Origin of the sequence: Spongiibacter nanhainus (assembly GCF_016132545.1) — a bacterium.
Lineage (GTDB): Bacteria > Pseudomonadota > Gammaproteobacteria > Pseudomonadales > Spongiibacteraceae > Spongiibacter > Spongiibacter nanhainus.
Genome location: NZ_CP066167.1, coordinates 3194210 through 3213324, shown reverse-complemented (window position 1 = coordinate 3213324; position 19115 = coordinate 3194210). Strand labels below are relative to the sequence as shown.

The window sequence follows — 19115 nt, the reverse complement described above, 5'->3', positions numbered from 1 at the left end:
AGATGTCATTAAAATGACTGTTGGAAGTCGCTTTCGTGACAGCGCCGCGTCGGGATTAGCAGTCGCGTTTGGCGGCTGTTTGGCCAGCCAGTCTGCCAAAGTAGGTGGCATCGCCCACCGACATGCCGCTGGCGTAGCCGGATGCCGTGCGGGGAATACCTGCCGTGGTGCGTCCGGCGGCATAGAGGCCGGCTATGACCTCGCCGCCGGTGTTGAGCACTTCACCTGTTGGCAAAGAATCCAGTCCCCCCAAAGTAAAGAAGGGGTAGAAGGGGCCGCGCCCCAGTGTGCAATCCAGTGCAACATAGGGGGCTTCGATGGGACGGAGCCACTCTGCGGATTTGTGATAACTGGGGTCTTGACCTTCTGCGGCGTGGCGATTGTATGACGAGAGGGTGTAGTCAAGGCTGCCGGCGGGGAGTTCCAGTTCGCCCTCGAGCTCTTCGATGGTGTCTCCGGTGCCGGCGACCTGCGCGCCCAGGTAACTCATTTTTTCGTAATCGCCGTAGCCGGCGACATCGGTGACCAAGTAGATACGTTTGGAATTGCGCTGCTCCAGCAGTGTGTTATAGCCCACGCGACCGTGGTAGCAGTCTTCATTGATAAAGCGCTGGCCTTTATCGTTGATCAAAATCCCGTAGGTCAGGCTCGATGGCGGGTAGTAGGGCAGGCTGACGAAACACTCGTGCATGTTTACCGTGGCGGCGCCCACACCTTGTCCCATCAGTATGCCGCTGCCGGTGTCGCCGGGGTTGCCGATGGGGGTCAGCCCACAGTCGAAGGTGGGGGCATATTTACGCACCATCTCTTCATTCATACAGAAGCCGCCGGCACACAGAATAACGCCGCGGCGGGCGCGGACGTTAATCTCCTCCTGGTCCACTCGCACCACCACACCGACCACCTCCTGGTTGTCATCGATAATCAGTGTCAGGGCGCGGCTCTCGTAATGCACATTGACGCCCCGGTCCGCGACGGCTTCGGTAAGGATTTTCATCAGCAGTGGGCCGCCATTGTCGCCCTCTATCTCCAGGTTGTGGCCCCGGGGAATGGGCTGCGCGGCCTCGGGAAAGGGATAGGCTTTTTCGTTGCCGGTGTACAGCAGGCAGTCATCGGTGAGGGCCATAATGGCGCGCTCTTTGAGCTCGCTCATCTTAAATGGCACACCCAGCCCGGTTAACCACTGATAGTGGTTGAGGCTGTTCTCGCAGTAGCTGCGCAGCTTGGCCTCGTCGGCCTGGTTGCCAAAACAGGCGCGCAGATAGCTGAGCATATTTTCAGTATCATCGCTGTAACCACAGGCCTGCTGGACGGCGGTGCCGCCGTTGCCGCCCATATATATTTCGGCGCTGGACAGCGCGGTGGAGCCACCGCTGGCGCTGGCCAGTTCAAACAAATCGACTTTGGCGCCGGCGTCGGCGGCTTCAATGGCGGCGCAGGCACCTGCGCCGCCAAAGCCGATGATGGCGACGTCGGTATCGATATCCCAGTGATTGATGTCACTACTAAGGCGAGGGTGGCTGGGGGACGTTTTGTTTGACGAGTTCATAGGTCTCTCACGGGAATAGCGGTGTTTATTGTTTTGCGCACCGGCTAATGGGTGTCTTAATCAGCGCATCAGGTTAGAGGAAATCGGCGGTTTTGCCCTCATCCCTTTGGCGCAGTTCGTGCAGTTCAGACGAAAGCTCGAGAAATCGGCATAATGTGAGTTGCATTAGAGTAGTAGCAAGGAAGGTGGCGAATGGTTGAACCACTGCTGGTGGTTATGGCGTTTTTGGTGGGTACCGGTTTCTCCCGATTGGGAATGCCGCCACTGCTGGGTTTTCTGTTAACCGGTTTTTTTGCTGGCGCGCTATCCCTGGGAGACAGGGGGACCATTCAGTCTTTGGCGGACCTCGGGGTCACCCTGCTGCTGTTTACCATAGGCCTCAAACTCAACCTACGACAACTGATGGCGCCGCAAATCTGGGCGCCGGCCTTTCTGCACGCGCTGATTGTGGTGCCCCTGACAACGGCGATGATTCTCGCTCTGCCCTGGCTGGTGGGGATCGCCGAGGTGGAGTTGCAGGTGGCGGCGACTCTGGCATTCGCGTTGTCCTTCTCAAGCACAGTGTTTGCCATCAAAATATTTGATCAGCGCGGGGAGGGGGCATCACTGCACGCCCGCATCACTGTTGGCATCCTAATCGTGCAGGATCTGATGGCGGTGGCCTACCTGGTTATTTCCGCCGGCCACCCCCCCTCTATATGGGCTCTGGGCCTGTTGGGCCTGCCCCTGCTACGGCCGCTGCTGACGATGTTGATGCGACAAGCTGGCCACGGTGAACTGCTGGTGTTGTTCGGTCTCGCCACTGCACTTGGCAGTGCCTGGCTGTTTGAGAGCCTGCATTTAAAAGCCGGGCTTGGCGCGCTGCTGTTTGGGGTCTTGCTGGCTGGCGATGAAAAAAGCGCGGAGCTTTATAAGAGCCTGATTAGCCTCAAAGATTTGTTTCTCACCGCCTTCTTCCTCAGTATTGGCTACTACGGTTTGCCCAGTGGTCAAATGGTCCTTGTGGCGGTGATATTGTCGGCGCTGATTTTCTTGCGCCCCATCATCTATTTTTTCCTACTGGCGCTGCTGAGGCTGCGGGCGCGAACGGCGCTGCTGTCCGGGCTGGCGCTGTTTAACTACAGCGAATTTGGGCTTATTGTGGCGGCCCTGGCGGTACAGGCTGGCCTGTTGCCGGCTACTTGGTTGACCACCCTGGCGGTGGCCATGGCGCTATCCTTGTTTATCGCAGTGCCTTTCAATACCCACATTCACGAGCTCTACAGTCGCCTCGCCAGCCGGCTTCACCGCTTCGAGCGTTCCAGGCTGGTGTATGAGGAGCGCCCTGTCAGCCTTGGAGAATCTGAGGTGGTGATATTTGGGATGGGGCGGGTTGGCTCAGGCGCCTACGAGTATCTTCAGAATCATTTTCCGGACCGGGTCATCGGGGTAGAAGAGGATACGACCAAGGCCGCGGCATTGACTGCAGACGGTATTGCCTGTGTACACGGCGACGCCACAGACCGTGATTTTCTCGCCCGGGTTGCCATGCACCAGCGCAAATTGGTACTGGTCAGCCTCACCAATCACGCTGAGAATGTGGAGGTGGTGCGCCTGCTGCACGGCCTGGGTTTTTCCGGCACTATCGCCGTGGTGGCCCGTTTCCCAGATCAGCAGAAGGAGCTGAATGACCTGGGCTGCATTGCTTTTAATCTGTATGCGGAAGCCGGTCACGGTTTCGCAGAGCGTGTCATGGAAGAATTGCGGCCTGCCTAAAGAGAGAGAACAGGCCCCAATAATGTTTAAGGATAACTATGCCCGATAGCAAGCTGTGGATGCGGAGCGAGATTGCTCAATGGCTGCGCGAAGGCCTGATTTCGGATGAACAGGCAGAGCGGCTTCTGGCCCGCTACCCAGACACCCCTGCAGTGGAGCCTGGGGACGGTAACTGGGGCAAGGCGATTTTTGCCGCCATCGGCGCGCTGCTGATCGGCGCCGGCGTTATCCTGGTGTTTGCCTACAACTGGTCGGCCATGTCCCGTTACAGCAAGTTGTCGGTCATTTTGGGTGCCCTGCTATTGGCCCACTTGGCGGGCTGGATTTGGCGCCGGCGAGATCAGGGAAGCAGACTTGGCGAGAGCCTGCATGTGCTGGGCACCATGTTGTTTGGCGCGGGCATCTGGCTAATCGCTCAGATTTACCATATTGATGCCCACTATCCCGATGGCTTCTGGCTCTGGGGCCTGGGTGCACTGGCTATGGCCTGGGCGCTACCGTCAGTGCTCCACGGGCTGTTGGCGACAGCATTACTGTTAGTTTGGACGGTGATGGAGAGCGCGGATTTCGGTCGCGCTGTACTGTGGGGTGGCGCTCTTATTGCCGTGGCCATTTTGCCCCTGGCCTACCGCTTGCGTTCACCCTCGTTGCTCAGCCTGGCCTTGCTGGTATTACCGGCGGCACTGGGGCTGGATATTTGGCGCCTGGAAGACAGCGCGCTGTATCTCAGCGTTGCCTTGCTGGCTGCCAGCTATCTGCTGCTTGCTCCCTGGTTGTCCCAGGGGCCTTGGCCCCTGAGTGGGAATGTCTGCTATCGCACCGGCTTGCTCTATTGGGTACTGATCCTTTTTGTGGGCAGCTTTATTAGTGATTTAGAGCAGCTGGGTTTCGACGGCGGCCCTGCTGCAGTTTATGTCGCGGTATTGAGTGTGTTTTGCTTGGGCGCATTGCTGTTGCGTTTGTTCTCTCCCCGCAGTCGACCCGGTACTGGGCTGGCCTGGCTGGAAGTGGGAGTGGTAACACTGCCACTGCTAGCCATAGCCCTCAGTGTGCTGGTAGAGGCCACCGACCCCTTGCTGCAGCTCGTCTGCAACGTGGCTATTTTGGCCATCTCACTGGCACTGATTTATTCGGGAACCGAGAGCGTCAGAGGGCAGCGGGTGGTGGTGGGCTGCGGCATTCTCACTGCACTGGCAGTAGCCCGGTTTGGCGATTTGTTTACCAGCTTATTGAGTCGCGCAGGGGTATTTTTGCTGTTGGGGGCCGCGTTGTTTGTGGTGGGGCTCCGCTTCAGTCGTCAGCAAACTCGCCGCAAACTGGAGAAGCCCAATGCGTAGTCTGTTGGTCTTGATCGTGGCCCTTGGGCAAGTGGCGTTATTGTCCTACATGGTCTGGCAGCGGGAGACTCTGCTCCGCCAGGGCGAGACGCTGTATATGCAGACTGCTCCTGTCGACCCTCGCGACCCGCTCAGAGGCGACTACGTTCGCTTGAGTTATCCGGCGAATACCGTAGCGCGAAGTGACTACCGGGGGCCGCTTCCCCGGCAGGCATTGCAGCGTGGGCAGCAGGTCTACGCGGTAATCAAGCCCACTACCGAAAACCTCTACCGGCTGGATTACCTGCTCAGCGAACCGCCCAGTCAGGGCATGTTTTTGAAGGGGCGGGTGCTGAGCTTGCCCGGCAACGGCGCGATTCGGGTCAAATATGGCATTGAACAGTACTTTGTCGAACAGGGGGCGGGGCTCGAGATTGAATCCATCCGCGGCGGCCGAGAGGGGTTTCAGCGGCCTATGGAGGTCGAGTTGGCCGTGGGCCAGGACGGCAGTGCCCTTATCCGGGGCTATCGTTGGAGCCCCCTGGCGTTGGCGATGACGCTGTTGGAACCTGAGCCCAATGACGATGCCTTGCCGGGTCTGGACGCGCCCCGTCGAGGCCCCCAGAGTCCCACTGTGCGTTTGCGGCTGCGCAATGTCTCAAAAAGCCCTGTGGCGCTGGTAGACAATGTCGATCATTGCGGCTTTACGTTGCAGCCGTTGGGGGATTCAGACCGTAAGATACAACGGGTCGATAAACGTTGCAGCGGCTATCAGTATGGACCGCAAGACCGTATTGATCTGGCCCCGGTTGAGGAGTATGCCATCGATATCGATCTGGCCAAGCGTCGCTGGTTTGTCAGCGCAGAAGGAAAAGACGGAGATCTCGTTGGCGATATCGCGGCAGTGGCGCCGGGGGAGCGCTTCCGCCTGGTTTACCGCTCCCCCGCGACAGACTCGGCTCCAGCCCAGGTTTGGCAAGGCGAGCTGCAGACCCCGGCATTCACTGTGTGGGGCTGGGTAGATTGACGGCGGCGGCCACGGCCAATCACAGAGACAAAAACGGCGCCCTGTGGCGCCGTGGTGAGTGCTAATTGCCGCTGGGCAAAGCTTTATGCCATTTGTAGTGTCAGTGCCTCCAAGCGCTTGCGCTGCATTTTCAGCGCGTATTCCAGCTCCTTGAGGCGACTGCGAAGGCGGGTATGCTCCCAGGCTTCGTGCAAGTGGTCGTATTGCTCGGCCAGATTGTGCTGCAGCGCTTCTTTTTGCGCCGCAAGGCGTGCTTTTTTGGTCTCCATCCAACCCTGACTGATGGCGTTCCAGTCTTGCAGGTGTTGGCGGAATTGCTGGTACTCCTGCTCCAAAAATTCCTGCAGCTTGGAGGCATCGGGGTCGCCCTTGCGGTTGCGCAGCTTTTGTTCGGCCCGTTTGAAATGCATGCTGACCACGGCCCGCTGGATTTTAAAATCCGGCACTTTTTTCAGATCCCAGGTCAGTCCCAGCCAGGACGCCGATTTTATCAACCACTTGGTGGGGTCGTACTGCCACCAGCGAACACCGTTGCGGTAGTCGTTCTGAAAGATATGGTGGTAGTTATGGTAGCCCTCACCGTAGGTGAACAAGGCCAGTAGATCATTGTCCCGGGCAGTGTTTTCGTCGGTATATGGGCGGCGACCCCAGAAATGCGCCAGGGAATTGATAAAGAACGTGGTGTGGTGACTGACCACCAAGCGAAGTACGCCGGCCAGCAGCAAATGCTCTGCCAGGTTGCCCGTCGCCAGGCCCAGGGCCAGCGCCGGGGCGATGTTCATCAGCAACACCAGCGGCAGGTAGTGGCGGTGTTGCCACATCACGATGGGGTCGCGCTGCAAATCTCTGGCGTTGGAAAAATCGTCAGCACTGGCAGGGTAGTCCCGCAGCATCCAGCCAATGTGGGAGAACCACAAACCGCGTTTTGCTGAGTAGGGGTCCTGCTCAACATCGTCTACGTGGCGGTGGTGGCGGCGGTGGCCTGAGGCCCAGATAAGAATACTGTTTTGGGTGGCTGCGGCGCCAAACAGTGCGAAGAATAGACGCAAGCTCCAGTGGGCTTTGTAGGTGTTGTGGGCCCACAGACGGTGATAGCCGGCGGTAATGGACATGCCGTTGGCGACCAGTACCACGGCAAAACCCAGCCAGCCCAACCAGGTGAAACCGTGGGTAATACCGTACCAGGGCACGCCAATGGCGGCGATCAGCAGGGTACTGGAGAAGAGTATAGTTTGGAGCCACAACAGTGGCGGTTTGGCCTCACTATCGGGGGCGCGTTGCTGGGAACTTGCGGGTTGCTGCTGTGGATCCATCTGGGGAAAATGCCTCGGAATGACAGGCCAATATCTTGGCGCATTATAAAAATCGCGTTGATTTTAGCCAAAGCCCACCCGGAATGACAGTGACCCCTTTGTGACAGTGACTGATCAGATCGGTCAATACGCTGACAATCTCGGGTCAAATACTGCCGCTGCAGGGGCTGGTGAGCAATAAGGGAACGCCGTAGTGGCGCCCTGTCGGTCTGGAAGGCTCGCCAGTCGGTGTTGGAGCAGCCCTAGCACTGCATATGGCAGGGTTTTAGGGTATCGGCATCGAGGTAGTCGATGGCTACGGTATTGAAGTTCAAGTCCACAAACACTTCGCAGTAGTGCTCGCCATGGCGCCAACCCATCCGCACGCTGGAGTTATTGGAGTAGTGCAACTCAAAGTGCCCGTCAAAACCGGGGTACTGGCTCCGGAAACGCATCAATTTCAGCAGGCGCTTGACCACCGGTTGTTGCACCGCCTCGTCCACTTCGTCCAGGGAGTAAAAATGGCGGTTGATGTCCCTTAGCTCGCCGGTTTCTTCCATCAGTTCGTTGTCGTTACAGCCGGCCAGCAAGCCCACGTAGTAGACCTGGGGTATGCCGGGGGTGAAGAACTGAATGGCCCGGGCGGCGATATAGGCATCGTCGTTCTGCATCAAGGCGTCATAAAAAGTGCAGGTTAATTGATAAATCGCCCCAACACTGTGCACGTTGGCGGCACTGCGCCGCAGAATCGGATCGGCGCTGCGGGCCGAGATATTGTCAATCAGCGCGCGGATTTTTTCGTCCGGCAAGACGCCCTCTACGTCGGGGATACAGATGCCGTCGTGGGTATCCAGCACGGTAACCATGTTGCGGGGGCACATTCTCAGCCAGTGCTTGAGATAGGTACTGTTGGCATCCAACAGGGAGTAAAGCAGCAATGGTGGTAGGGCAAAGCCGTAGGGATGCATGTTGCGGCGGCTAATGGCGTACTGGTAGCTGCTGTGGTCGTGGACTTCAGGCAGGGTTTCGGCACCGTGGAGCTGAGCGACGCCATTGATCCAGTCGAGGTTGCGATACACGTCCGGTTCCACCAGAAAGCAGCTGGTGCCAATGCGTTTGGTGGTGTAGCCAAAGGCGTCCAGGCGAAACAGCTTAACCCCCCGTTGGGTGAGATAGCCGATGTAGTTTTCCATCAACTGGTAGGTGAGAGGGGAGTTCCAATTTAGGTCGATCTGGTGCTCGGTAAAGGTGCACCAGACCCTGGCGTGGCCACCGTTGGCAAAGGCTACCTCCCGGAATGGCTCCTTCTCCTTACGGATATGGATTTTGGCCATGTCGTCGGGAGTAATTTCCCCCAATTTGTCCACGTCGACAAACAGGTCGGCGTAGAGGGAGTCAAAGCCGCGTTCGATGAAATCTTTGAACTCCTCCGATTCGTCAGAGATGTGGTTTACGGTGAGGTCGCAGCACAGGTCAAAACGCTCGGCAATACGCTCGATATCCGCCCAGTCGCCATAGGCGGGGTCGACCTCTTTATGGGTGAGGGGCGAAAACCCGCTGTCGGCGTTGGAGGGGAAGAAGGGCAGAATATGAACGCCGCCAATGGCGTCGGCGAAATGCTGGTCCAGGACCTGGTACAGATCGGCGAGGTTGTCGCCGATGCGGTTGGGGTAACAGATAAGCTGGACGGCGTTACGCAGAGCCATATTGAATCTCCCGGCGGTTATTAGGCGTTGTTAGGCCTTGATGCAAGTATCCTGCCGGCCGCCGGGAGATTGCGCTGTCGCGCAGCGAGAGCTAGCTCAGAAGCTGTAGACCAGGGTGACCGCGGTTTGCCGATCCATATGGACGGTGTCGTTGGGCACGGTCTCGTTGTATTCGATGGTGTAGCTGATTTTTAGGCCGAAACCGCCGACGATTTTGGTCTTCAGTGCTGATACAGACTTGGTCACGGTGTTTTCGTCGCCAGCCTCAGAGGAGATCAACTGGCTGAAGGAGGCGTTATCGGAGACCTGCGCCACCAGTTCGGTGGACAGACGGATAATGGCCTCTTCCACTTTGCCATCCTCGTCGTCGGGGCCGGGGTTCTCCAGTTCACTGACTCGCAGACCGGGACCGAATTCTGCGTCCCAGGTTACCGTGTCGTTCTTCAGAATGCGGCGACCGTAACCGCCGGACACTGTGCCCTGGTAGCGATAACCGCTGAAGCGGTCCTTGTCCACAGAGACGTAACCAAAGGTGTAGTTGAATTCACTGACATCGTAGGCCAGGCGGTTGGAGAGGAAGTAGCGTTCAGCGGAGCGTACGCCTTCGGTCTCGCTGTTTTTGCCATCGGCGACAATGTCATAGGTCCACAGGCCACTACTGCGTTTGCCGGCAAATTTACCCAGCAGGCTGCTTTCGTCAGTATTGCCTTCGGTTTGGTAAAACCCAAATTCGATATCGCCCTTCCACAGCGGGGCCGGGTCGGCGGCTTGAGCGAAATTGGCGGCAAGCAGGGCGCTTGAAAGTAGAAGTGCGTTTCTCATGTACTCTCCCGGTACGGTGTTGTAGATAGCTGTGTTGAGTTGAGTTGTGTATTCATTACTCAGTGACAAAAAAAACCGGCCGCTGGGCGGCCGGTCCTGAATTTTACGCGAAAAAGGGTTTAGGCGGTTTTGTCAAAATGCACATCCATCTGCGGGAAGGGGATGGAAATGCCGTTGTCGTCAAAGGCCGCTTTAATTGATTCTGTCAATTGCCAGCGCACGGGCCAGAAGTCGGCAGTGGCCACCCAGGGGCGACAAATCAGATTGACGGACGACTCGCCCAGCTCGGTAACCGCGATCGTGGCAGCTGGGTCTTTGAGAATGCGCTCGTCAGCTTCGACCAGTTGTTTCAGTATGTCTTTGGCCTTTTTCATGTCCGAATCGTAGGAAATGCCCACCACCAGGTCGATCCGTCGCCGCGGCATCACGCTGTAGTTGGTGATGGCGTCGGACATGACCTGGCCGTTGGGAATGGTGATGCGTTTGTAGTCTGCGGTGAGCAGGGTGGTCTGAAACAGGCTAATGCTCTCGACGGTGCCCGAACAGCCACCGGCGTCGACCCAGTCGCCAACGCGGCAGGGGCGAAAGGCGATAAGCAGAACGCCTGCGGCAAAGTTTGCCAGTGAGCCCTGTAGGGCCAAGCCGACCGCCAGACCCGCGGCACCGAGAGCGGCAATAACCGACGCCGTTTGTACCCCGATGTGAGCCAGGGCCGGCACGACCGCCAGAGCCAGCACAAAGAAAAACAACAGCTTGGCGATAAAGTTGGACAGGGTGGCGTCAAACTCACGTTTGGCCAGGGCTTTTCGGCACAACCCGGAAAACAGCTTGGCGAACCAGTAGCCGATCAGGATGATGGCTAACGAGCCGGCAATGCGAATGCCGGCCTGCATGGCTTCTGGCCCGTACTGATCGAGTAATACTTGTGGATCCATGTGTCGCTCCAATCCCTGATGGTGTGGTAAGCGACCGATTATAACGACATCACCAAGTTTCTCTACTGCCAGTGCCCGTTAGGTTGGCAGCACACTTGTCGCCTGCGTAGTCAAAAAGGCCAGGTAGAGGCCTCTGCGCCGCCATCAATCTCAAGAATTTTACCCGTCACCCAGGCTGCTGCCGGCGATGCAAGGTAGAGTGCCGCAGCAGCAATATCTTCTGCTCTGCCCAGTCGCTTCATGGGGGTGAGGTCGGCCATTTTCTGCTGCGTTTCCTGATCCAGAAACTGCCCCAAGGCATCGGTCAGAATGGAGCCTGGAGCGATGCCGTTGACCCGCACCGCCGGGGCAAAGTCTGCGGCCAATGAGCGAGTGAGTTGGCTTAGGGCCGCTTTAACGGTGCTGTAACTGCTAAAACCTGCTTGGGCGTAGCGCGCGGCGGCGGAGCTGATATTGATGATAGAGCCCTGGTGCTCACGCAGCTGTGGTAGACAAAGCTGGCTCATTGCCAGCGCCGTAGTGACATTGAAGTGAAAATCCCGGTCGAAATCCGCCGTTGAGGTGTTCAAGGGGTCATTGGGATAGGCGCCTCCAGCGTTATTTACCAGAACATCCAGTCTGCCAAAGCGCTCAGTGGCCAGCTTGACCGCAGCCTCACGTTGATCGGCATTGCCTACGTCACAGATTGCCGCAAGCCCCTGGCCTGCGGTGGCGTTGCAGAGTTCCGCGCTGGTTTCGACGTCGGCTGCGGTACGGGCGGCGCAGATGACGCTGGCACCGGCCTCGGCAAAGGCAACCGCCATCGCTCTACCCAGGCCTCGGCCCGCGCCGGTAACCAGGGCGACGCGGCCCTGCAGAGAGAATTGCTCCAGAACTGACATATCAGGCTCCCATTGTTGTTATTCGCTACCTAGGGTGACGGCAAGCCGGGGTTGGTCACAATGACCGATGTGATCGACTCGATGGCCAAAATCGGCCAAATATCTTGGCGCCCCTTGATTAATACAAATGATAACCATTATTATTAATTGTGAGTGCGCTGCTTGTCGTCGGTGTTCAGCGCCGGGCGAGTATTGAGATCACGATGGTGATAGGAAAAAGGTGATAGGAAAAGGGAGAACATTGATGGCGATTCGATTTTTATGTCAGCAACACAGGGATCAATTGGCAAATTACAAAGATACTGGCAGTGAGTGCTGGCAGCAGTGGATGACCGCGGGGCGTCGGGCCTATGCCGAGCGCAATTGGCAGGAAGCGCTGCGGTTTTTGGGCAGCAGCTTTGAGCTTAGTGAGCTAGTGCTGGACGGGCAGAGTACACCGGCGCTGGATGATTTGGACCGCTATATGCTGTCGGGGCATTTTTTGTCGGAATGCTTTGTACGCTGTGGCGATAGGGCACTTCAGCGCCACTGCCTGCTGGCGGTGCACTATCGCTTACTACAGGCATTGCGCAGGCCCGGTGGTAAGTTGCTGCCTCTAAAGCACAACGTGGAGATATCTCTGCATATGTTGGAGCGGGCCTATCGGGCGGACAATCGGCTCGATGAATTGGCCCACTGCCAGCGGGAGAGCCGGCGGCTGGTAGCTCGCTATTATCACTGACCCTGATCTGTCTCCGTGCGCGTAATCCAAGAAATGACATAGGCGAAATGCGCTGTGATTGCTATGCTGAGAGGATATCAGTACGGAGTATCACGATGGATACCAAGCACTTACACGAGCAGCTCAAACAACTGCAGTTAGAAATTGACGAACAGGCCATGGAGGGTAAGTCCCGGGCCAAATTGCACGCCCTGGTTGACGACATTGACCGGGAACTGGGCAGCGGTCCCGATCTGGTGTTGGAAGACAGCGGACTCCAGGAGCGGGTCGAGGAGATGATCTCCAGCTTCGAGGTCGATCACCCCACTGTGTCCGGCATTCTCAAGGACATCATGGTCAAACTCGCCAGTATTGGGGTGTAGGCGGGGGTGGATTACCGCGACAAAACAGTGTGGATCACCGGGGCCAGCTCCGGAATTGGGCTGGAGCTGGCCCGTCAGCTGGCGGCGCGGGGCGCGCGACTGGTATTGTCTGCCCGCTCTGAAGCGACCTTATCTGAACTCCGCGACAGCCTCCCCGGGGGAGCTGAGCAGCACTGGGTCGAGCCCCTGGATCTCGCCGATCCCGAGGCCCTGCTGCCGCTGGGGGAGGCCATTTTGCAACGGGTCGGGCCGGTCGATGTGCTGGTCAACAACGGCGGAGTCTCCCAGCGCTCTCGGTTTATCGATACCGATTTTTCCGTTTACCGGCGGCTGATGGAGGTGAATTATCTGGGCAGTGTCGCTCTGACCAAAGTGGTTTTGCCGGGAATGATATCGCGGGGCCGGGGCACTATTGTGGCGGTCAGCAGTGTGGCGGGCTTGGTGGGGTCACAATTGCGCAGCGGCTATTCCGGCTCCAAATTCGCCGTGGTGGGCTTTATGGACTGCCTGCGCGCGGAAACGGCCAAGCAAGGTATTCACTGCCTGACTGTGTGCCCGGGCTCCATCAATACGGCCATCGCTATCAACGCTTTGACCGCCGATGGCAGCGCACAACAGAGCGACGATGAGGGCAATCTCAACGGCCTGTCCGCTGAGGATTGCGCCCGGCAGATGGTGCGGGCGATGGACAAAGGCCGGGATCAGGTGGTTATCGGCCGAGGGCTCAGTGGCCTGGCTCCCACCATCAAACGTTTGCTCCCCTCCCTGTACAACCGGCTCAGCGCGCGGATCGAATACCGCTGACGCTGAACCGCTGTGCTTTGCCGTTATTTTTCCGTTACTTTCCCGTCACATCCCTGTGACTGCCCCGATCAAACGTGGAAGCCTTTTAACACGGCAGCCAGTGCCACTTGCTCGGTAGAGGGCTCAGCTTTGCTGCCGCCTTCCTCTTCACCTTTGGCTGCGGCCGAGTCCGGGAAGGTGCGAAATACGGTGTTCATAATAATTTCGGTGGCCTTGGGCAAAATCGCGTTTAGCACCTGGGCGCAAATACCCAGAGGCGTGGCGATGCGTTTGGGACGCTTCACAATGGCGTCGCAAATCATATCGGCGGCCTCTTCCGGCGACAGCGTCGGCACCGCGTTATAGATTGAGGTCGGCCCGATCATCGGTGTGCGCACCAGTGGCATATTGATGGTGGTAAAGGCGATATTGCGATCTGAAAACTCCGCCGCCGCACTGCGAGAGAAGGCATCCAGGGCGGATTTGGAGGCGGCATAAGCGGAGAAGCGCGGCGATGCGCCAACGATAACCGCAATCGACGAAATGTTGATGACGTGGCCACTGCGGCGCTCCAGCATCGACGGCGCCAGGCCCATCACCAAACGAATGGCGCCAAAATAGTTGAGCTGCATAGTGCGCTCAAAGTCGTGGAAGCGATCAAAGGTCAGTTCCAGTGAGCGGCGAATGGAGCGACCGGCGTTGTTGACCAAGACGTCGACGTGGCCGTGGTTTTTCAGCAGCGTGGTCACTAACTCATCGCAGGATTCCATGTTGGAAACATCGCAGGTATAGCTGTAACTGGTGCCGCCCCGCGCCGCGATCTGTTGCTGGGTTTCCTCCAGCTTTTCTACAGTGCGTGCCACCAGCACGACCTGGGCGCCCGCGTCGGCCAGCTTAAGAGCAGCGGCTTTGCCGATCCCCGATGAGGCGCCAGTAATCACCACCACCTTGCCGGCGACATTGCCCTTGAGGCTGCGGTCTTTAAACAGGTCCGGGTCCAGATTGCGTTCCCAGTAATCCCACAACTTGTCGGCGTAACTCTCCAGTTCAGGCAGTTTAATGCCACTGCCCTTTAGGGCCTTTTGGGTATCCCGATCGTCGAAACGGGTCGGCATATTGATAAATTGCAGACCGTCCTTGGGAATATGGTAGTCCGCCAGAATGCTGTTAATAATGCGTCTGATGGGGGGCATGTTTTTTAGCATGCCGAGAATTGAGGCGGGGATGAAGGCAAACATTCGCGAATCGATGCGCGCTGCCATCCGCGGCGCGTGGGCCGAGTCGGCGAAAATATTCAGTACCTCACCGACCTTGTGGCTGTTGGAATTCACCAGATGGAAGCAGCGGCCGTCCAGTTTGGGCTGATGGGCCAGATAGTCCATGGCATCGGCGACGTAATCCACCGGCACGATATTCATCTGCCCACCTTCGATACCGATCAGTGGGATCCATTGGGGCATCCGGTAGCGCAAACGCTGCAGCAATTTGAAGAAATAGTAGGGGCCGTCGACCTTGTCCATCTCCCCGGTTTTGGAGTCGCCCACCACCATGGCGGGACGGTAAATGCGGAAGGGGATAGAGCATTCCCGGCGCACCAGGAGTTCGGATTCGTGCTTGGTACGAAAGTAGGGATGTTCCAGGCCTTCGGCCTCGTCGAACATGTCTTCGTGGAATACCCCTTTGTAAAGCCCGGCGGCGGCAATCGAGCTGGCGAGGTGGAAGCACTTGGTCTGCATTAACTCCGCTGCAGCTATGGCGTGACGGGTGCCGTCGATATTGGCGATCTGCTGACTCTCGGCGTCGGCACTTAAATCGTAAATGGCGGCCAAGTGGAAGAATTGCCGCACCTTGCCCTTAAGCTCGCCCATTTGTTTAGGACCAATACCCAGCTTGGGCTTAGACAGGTCGCCGTAAACGGGGACCAGTCGAGCATCGCTCAGTCCGGTCCGTTCCTGCAGCGCCTTAAATTTACTTTTAGACCCGCGTCGCACTAAAACATAGATAGTGCCTTTGCGTTTGGCCAGGCGCTCGATTAGAAAGCGGCCGATAAATCCGGTGCCACCGGTGACGAAATAGCTCATGCTGCTTCTCCTGCAGAGTGTGAATTATTGTCAGTGAGCTTTTAAGGCATTGGGAGCTGTTACCAGCTCCCTTATAACTATAGTTATGTGTAGGTAATTTATGTCGTTACTTTTAGTTTCTATAACATTGTTTAGTGGTGCTGCTTCGATGTGCCCTCAATGGCTGCTTAGGGGTGCCGGGGTGTGGTAACCGCCGCTTCCAAATCGTTAAAGGCATCATGTATGTAATCGCTGAGTACTTCAAGTCTCGGCATTGCCGATGACGCCACTAGGCCAAATTGCAGGCGGCCATCATAGCTATATAGCGTAATATTCAGGTGGCAGCCAGGAGTCAGGGCGCTGATGGGGTACATCTCTTCCAGTTTCGCGCCGTTGAGATAGAGCGCCTTTTCAGGACCGGGAACATTGGACACCAGCGTATTGCCCAGCGGCGGCACACGATCTTCAATATGCAGCAGTTCGGAGAGCTGAGACACACTGCCCAGTAGTACCGTGTAGGCCATTACCGACGCGGGGGGAACGCCGTCCACTTGGTAGCGCACATTGCGCAGGGTAAAGCCGATTTCCCGCAGGCGCTCATAGGGGTCTTCGGTACGGTTTGCCAGCTCCACCAGTACAATACCGATTTTGTTACCCATGCTGTTATCACCGCGGCGGCGCAGATTGACCGGCATTTGGATGGTAATTGGCTGGTCGATATCGGCATCGACTTCCTGAAGGTAGCGGTGCAGGGCGCCATCCACGCAAGTCAGGGCGATGTGATTCAGGGTCGAACGGGTGAGCTCCCGGAGGTGGTTAACCTTGGTCATGGGCACGGCCGCTGTCGTGACCTGGCGGCCAGCCACTACCCGCCCATTTAAGGGGGTATTGGCGTTGGCTTTAAAGGGTACGGCCACCGCATTTTTGGTGAGATTGGCGAGCTCCAACACCAACTGGGCACTGAGCTTGTACAGCCCCAGAGTCGACTTAATATAGTCGCCAGATTTGCCGCCCAGCTTCAGTAGGCTTTTGGTAATTGATACGCTGTCTGCGGCATTTTCCAGGCGTTTTTTGCTGGGTAGCGCAGCCCACATCGGGTTGGCTCGTTTGGCTCGGGGCGACTTGCTCAGGCTGTTGGCCAAAATAGATGACATGGTAACGCCGTCGGCGTAGGCGTGATGGAGCTTGATATAAAGGGCAAAACGCTCGGGGTCGATACCTTCAACAATGTGCACTTCCCACATGGGCTTGTCGCGGGGCAGGACTGGGCCGTGAAGTTGGCCGGCCAGCTCGTAAAGACTGTCCCGGAAGTCATCGCCCTCAAGAGTGTGGTGAAAAATGTGGTTGTCGATATGGAAATTGGGGTCCTGGCTCCAATGGGGCAGGCTCAAACGACCAAACTCGATGACTTGGTTAAAGGGCGGCTGAACATCCTCAGCGCGACCGACATAATCGCGGACCGCCGACTCGACAAAATCGGCCGGTGCATTTGCTGGCTTGCGGAACAGCATCATCCCGCCGACATGTTTGGGGCTTGCTTCCGTCTCAGTGGCAAAGAATGCCAGATCCATAATACTTAGTTTTGCCATAGTCGCCTTACTACCTTGTTGTAAATTGTCTTAATCAGCGATTTCGACGTCTAAGAATGCAAGCTTTAAACGTGTCTCAGCAGTACCATTGTGCCGGCTCTGCCTGTTTGAATCATCGCTAAGTCTATGCCCTAATGCAGACACCGACTATTGCCGAAGTCATCGCTCGTGCAACTTTTTTGGTCAATTGACAGTCGCCAGTGACCTAACGCCGCACAGTATACCCAGCATCGACGCAATGTTGAGGGGCCGCCAGCAGAGAATGGCTCACCCTCTCAGTTTATGGCAGCGCCGGACATCATTCTTGAAAGGGTGGTGCAACGTGGGTGATGACTTCGGCGCCAATAAACAAAAAAGAGTGTGACATGACCAAAGAAGTTTTGCGCGATGCGGCTACCGCCGTGGTAGTAAATGATAGTGAAGATCAATTACACGTTTTACTGCTGCGCCGTCACCAACAGTTGAAGGTGGGTGGCGGGCACTGGGTATTTCCCGGCGGTACCGTTGATCCCGAAGACCGGCAGACAGGCGATGGGGAGCAGGCTGCCCGCATTGCGGCAGTGCGCGAGACCGAGGAAGAAGCCAGCTTGTCGCTGCTATCCGAGGACATGCTGTTCTATTCCCATTGGACCACGCCGCCGTTTACCAAACGCCGCTTTGCAACCTGGTTTTTTGTCGTCGACACCGCAACGCGAGACGTGGTTGTGGACGGTGAGGAAATGGATGACTACCTGTGGTTGAGCCCAGCAGAGGCGATTGCACGACACCGCAGTGGTGAATTGGCGATGATGCCCCCCACGGTGGCGACACTGTCGGAGTTATCCCTGTGTCGAAACTACGCCGACGTGCGGCGCTTCAGTACCGGCCGCGAGGTGCCGCACTATCGCCCACGTATTACTGATCATCAGGGCCGGGTGTGCATGCTGTATCCGGGCGATGCCGGCTACAGCGAGGCCGACCCGGCCATAGACGGGGCCCGTAACCGCAGTTATATGGTGGCAGAGGGGCGCTGGCACTACTTATCGGATTGGGTTGATTCCGAACAGGTGTGATCCCCTGGCTGCCGCCGGCAATGTGCCGGCGTCTGTCTTGGTAGTGATGCGAGGGGTTTGCGTGGTTCCGGTGTTTAACAGGTAACGGCCGTTAACACTGAATTCCGATCCACACTATCAATTCGGAGCGCCATTATGACACCCAAATGGTCACGCAAAATGTCACGCAAGAGCACCTCAAACACCAGAATTTCACACCCAGGCCTGTCTCAGGCAAGTAAAACGATTACACAGTCACTTAAACCGCTATGTTTCGCCTTTGTGCTGGCCGCTTTGGCGGCGGGGCAGGCGCACGCGGGCAATGGCAAGCGTCCCAAGTTTGACCTCAATGGTGATGGCGTCGTCACCACAGACGAAGTCGCTCAGCACCGGGCGCAGATGTTTGCCAAATCTGACCTCGATGGCGACGGCTTTGTCACTCGCGAGGAAATAGAGCAGATAAAAGCAAAAATGAGAGAGCAGCGCACCGCAGCGTCCAAAGGCAAGTACTTCAACAAAGTGGATGCCGATGGCGATGGCAAAATCTCCGCCGCAGAATCCCAGGCCCAGGCACAAAAGATGGCGGCTAAGCTCGACAGCAACGGCGACGGTGAAATAAGCCGGGATGAGTTTCGCGCCATGATGAAGGCCATGCATAAGCACCAGAAAGGCGGCGACGGCTCCCAATAGAGGGGGCCATGGGTGCTTGGGGTCGCGGGAGTGGTGACTGACGATGAGTTGATGCGCCAGCTGGCCGAGGGTGATCACTCGGCCCTGGGGGAGCTTGTCGAACGTCACAGTGCTCGCGTCCTCAATCTGATTTATCGGATTGTGCTGTCGAAACACGAGGCCGAAGACCTCTGTCAGGAGGTGTTTCTTCGGCTTTGGCGTCAGGCACCCAGTTGGCAGGAAGACGCCAAGTTGAGCACCTGGTTGCATACCGTGGCCCACAACCTGGCGATTAACCATGTGCAGCGCTATCAGCGCCGCCAACTGGTTGATAGCGAAGTGGTAAACAGCACTCTGGACGCTGACAGCGCCGGACATGGGAGGGATCCAAGCAGTGAGCGGGACCAGCGGCGGGATATCGCGGCGGTGTTGCTACAGCTGCCGGAAAACCAACGAGCGGCGCTGGCGTTTCGCTATTACCGTGATCTACCGGTGAAAGACATTGCCGGCATTATGTCCCTGTCGGTCAAGGCTGTGGAATCGCTGTTGGGCCGGGGCCGGGCTCGATTGAAAACACTTATTCAGGCCCAGTCCGAGTCGGACTGAGATACAGGTGG

17 protein-coding genes are annotated in these 19115 nt (G+C 57.3%); 9 read left to right on the top strand and 8 right to left on the bottom strand.

Translation table 11 applies throughout. From position 1 onward, the window contains the following. Positions 1-55: 55 nt before the first annotated feature. Positions 56-1549: an FAD-dependent oxidoreductase gene (locus tag I6N98_RS14785; RefSeq protein ID WP_198569103.1), complete on the bottom strand. Its 1494-nt coding sequence runs from the start codon at positions 1547-1549 to the stop codon at positions 56-58. Positions 1550-1741: 192 nt separating this feature from the next. Here I6N98_RS14785 and I6N98_RS14780 point away from each other — a divergent pair, with 192 nt between their 5' ends. Genes I6N98_RS14780 through I6N98_RS14770 form a run of 3 tightly spaced genes read left to right on the top strand, consistent with a single transcriptional unit; the run spans position 1742 to position 5647 of the window. Further along, positions 1742-3304, top strand: coding sequence for a cation:proton antiporter family protein (locus tag I6N98_RS14780; protein WP_198569102.1), 1563 nt, complete (start codon positions 1742-1744; stop codon positions 3302-3304). A 38-nt stretch (positions 3305-3342) separates the two neighbouring features. Continuing rightward, on the top strand, positions 3343-4641 hold the full coding sequence (locus I6N98_RS14775) for a DUF2157 domain-containing protein (protein ID WP_198569101.1): 1299 nt from the start codon (positions 3343-3345) through the stop codon (positions 4639-4641). Then, complete coding sequence (locus tag I6N98_RS14770) at positions 4634-5647, top strand: GDYXXLXY domain-containing protein (RefSeq protein WP_198569100.1); 1014 nt, start codon at positions 4634-4636, stop codon at positions 5645-5647. The genes I6N98_RS14775 and I6N98_RS14770 overlap by 8 nt, the downstream gene beginning before the upstream one ends. Before the next feature lie 83 nt (positions 5648-5730). On the opposite strand, the gene I6N98_RS14765 is transcribed toward I6N98_RS14770, so the two are convergent. The 5 genes from I6N98_RS14765 to I6N98_RS14745 form a co-directional block, all read right to left on the bottom strand. Continuing rightward, positions 5731-6960 carry an acyl-CoA desaturase gene (locus I6N98_RS14765; RefSeq protein ID WP_198569099.1) on the bottom strand — a complete coding sequence of 410 codons (1230 nt, stop codon included), beginning with the start codon at positions 6958-6960 and terminating at the stop codon, positions 5731-5733. A gap of 242 nt (positions 6961-7202) precedes the next feature. Further along, complete coding sequence (gene gtfA / locus I6N98_RS14760; RefSeq protein WP_198569098.1) at positions 7203-8645, bottom strand: sucrose phosphorylase; 1443 nt, start codon at positions 8643-8645, stop codon at positions 7203-7205. 96 nt (positions 8646-8741) lie between these two features. Next, positions 8742-9467, bottom strand: a complete 726-nt coding sequence (locus I6N98_RS14755; RefSeq protein ID WP_198569097.1) for a DUF481 domain-containing protein — start codon at positions 9465-9467, stop codon at positions 8742-8744. 119 nt (positions 9468-9586) lie between these two features. Further along, entirely contained in the window at positions 9587-10402 is an 816-nt protein-coding gene (locus I6N98_RS14750; RefSeq protein WP_198569096.1) for a mechanosensitive ion channel family protein, read from the bottom strand. Between the two features lie 110 nt (positions 10403-10512). Beyond that, the gene (locus I6N98_RS14745) at positions 10513-11283 is read right to left on the bottom strand and encodes a glucose 1-dehydrogenase (RefSeq protein WP_198569095.1); all 771 of its coding nucleotides are present in this window, start codon (positions 11281-11283) and stop codon (positions 10513-10515) included. Positions 11284-11527: 244 nt separating this feature from the next. Here I6N98_RS14745 and I6N98_RS14740 point away from each other — a divergent pair, with 244 nt between their 5' ends. From I6N98_RS14740 to I6N98_RS14730, 3 genes are all read left to right on the top strand, one after another. Further along, on the top strand, positions 11528-12004 hold the full coding sequence (locus I6N98_RS14740) for a hypothetical protein (RefSeq protein ID WP_198569094.1): 477 nt from the start codon (positions 11528-11530) through the stop codon (positions 12002-12004). A 95-nt stretch (positions 12005-12099) separates the two neighbouring features. Continuing rightward, complete coding sequence (locus tag I6N98_RS14735; protein ID WP_198569093.1) at positions 12100-12366, top strand: DUF4404 family protein; 267 nt, start codon at positions 12100-12102, stop codon at positions 12364-12366. 6 nt (positions 12367-12372) lie between these two features. After that, complete coding sequence (locus tag I6N98_RS14730) at positions 12373-13170, top strand: SDR family oxidoreductase (RefSeq protein WP_198569092.1); 798 nt, start codon at positions 12373-12375, stop codon at positions 13168-13170. Between the two features lie 68 nt (positions 13171-13238). On the opposite strand, the gene I6N98_RS14725 is transcribed toward I6N98_RS14730, so the two are convergent. Together I6N98_RS14725 and I6N98_RS14720 are read right to left on the bottom strand one after the other, a co-directional pair. Then, positions 13239-15230, bottom strand: a complete 1992-nt coding sequence (locus I6N98_RS14725) for an SDR family oxidoreductase (protein ID WP_198569091.1) — start codon at positions 15228-15230, stop codon at positions 13239-13241. Positions 15231-15397: 167 nt separating this feature from the next. After that, entirely contained in the window at positions 15398-16798 is a 1401-nt protein-coding gene (locus I6N98_RS14720) for a wax ester/triacylglycerol synthase family O-acyltransferase (RefSeq protein WP_198569090.1), read from the bottom strand. Between the two features lie 365 nt (positions 16799-17163). On the opposite strand from I6N98_RS14720, the gene I6N98_RS14715 reads away from it, so the two are divergent. The 3 genes from I6N98_RS14715 to I6N98_RS14705 all read left to right on the top strand — a co-directional run bounded on the left by I6N98_RS14715 (position 17164) and on the right by I6N98_RS14705 (position 19104). Then, positions 17164-17850 carry an NUDIX hydrolase gene (locus I6N98_RS14715; protein ID WP_198569089.1) on the top strand — a complete coding sequence of 229 codons (687 nt, stop codon included), beginning with the start codon at positions 17164-17166 and terminating at the stop codon, positions 17848-17850. A gap of 261 nt (positions 17851-18111) precedes the next feature. Beyond that, positions 18112-18519, top strand: coding sequence for an EF-hand domain-containing protein (locus I6N98_RS14710; protein ID WP_198569088.1), 408 nt, complete (start codon positions 18112-18114; stop codon positions 18517-18519). Between the two features lie 12 nt (positions 18520-18531). After that, the gene (locus I6N98_RS14705) at positions 18532-19104 is read left to right on the top strand and encodes an RNA polymerase sigma factor (protein WP_198569087.1); all 573 of its coding nucleotides are present in this window, start codon (positions 18532-18534) and stop codon (positions 19102-19104) included. The last annotated feature ends 11 nt before the right edge of the window (positions 19105-19115 follow it).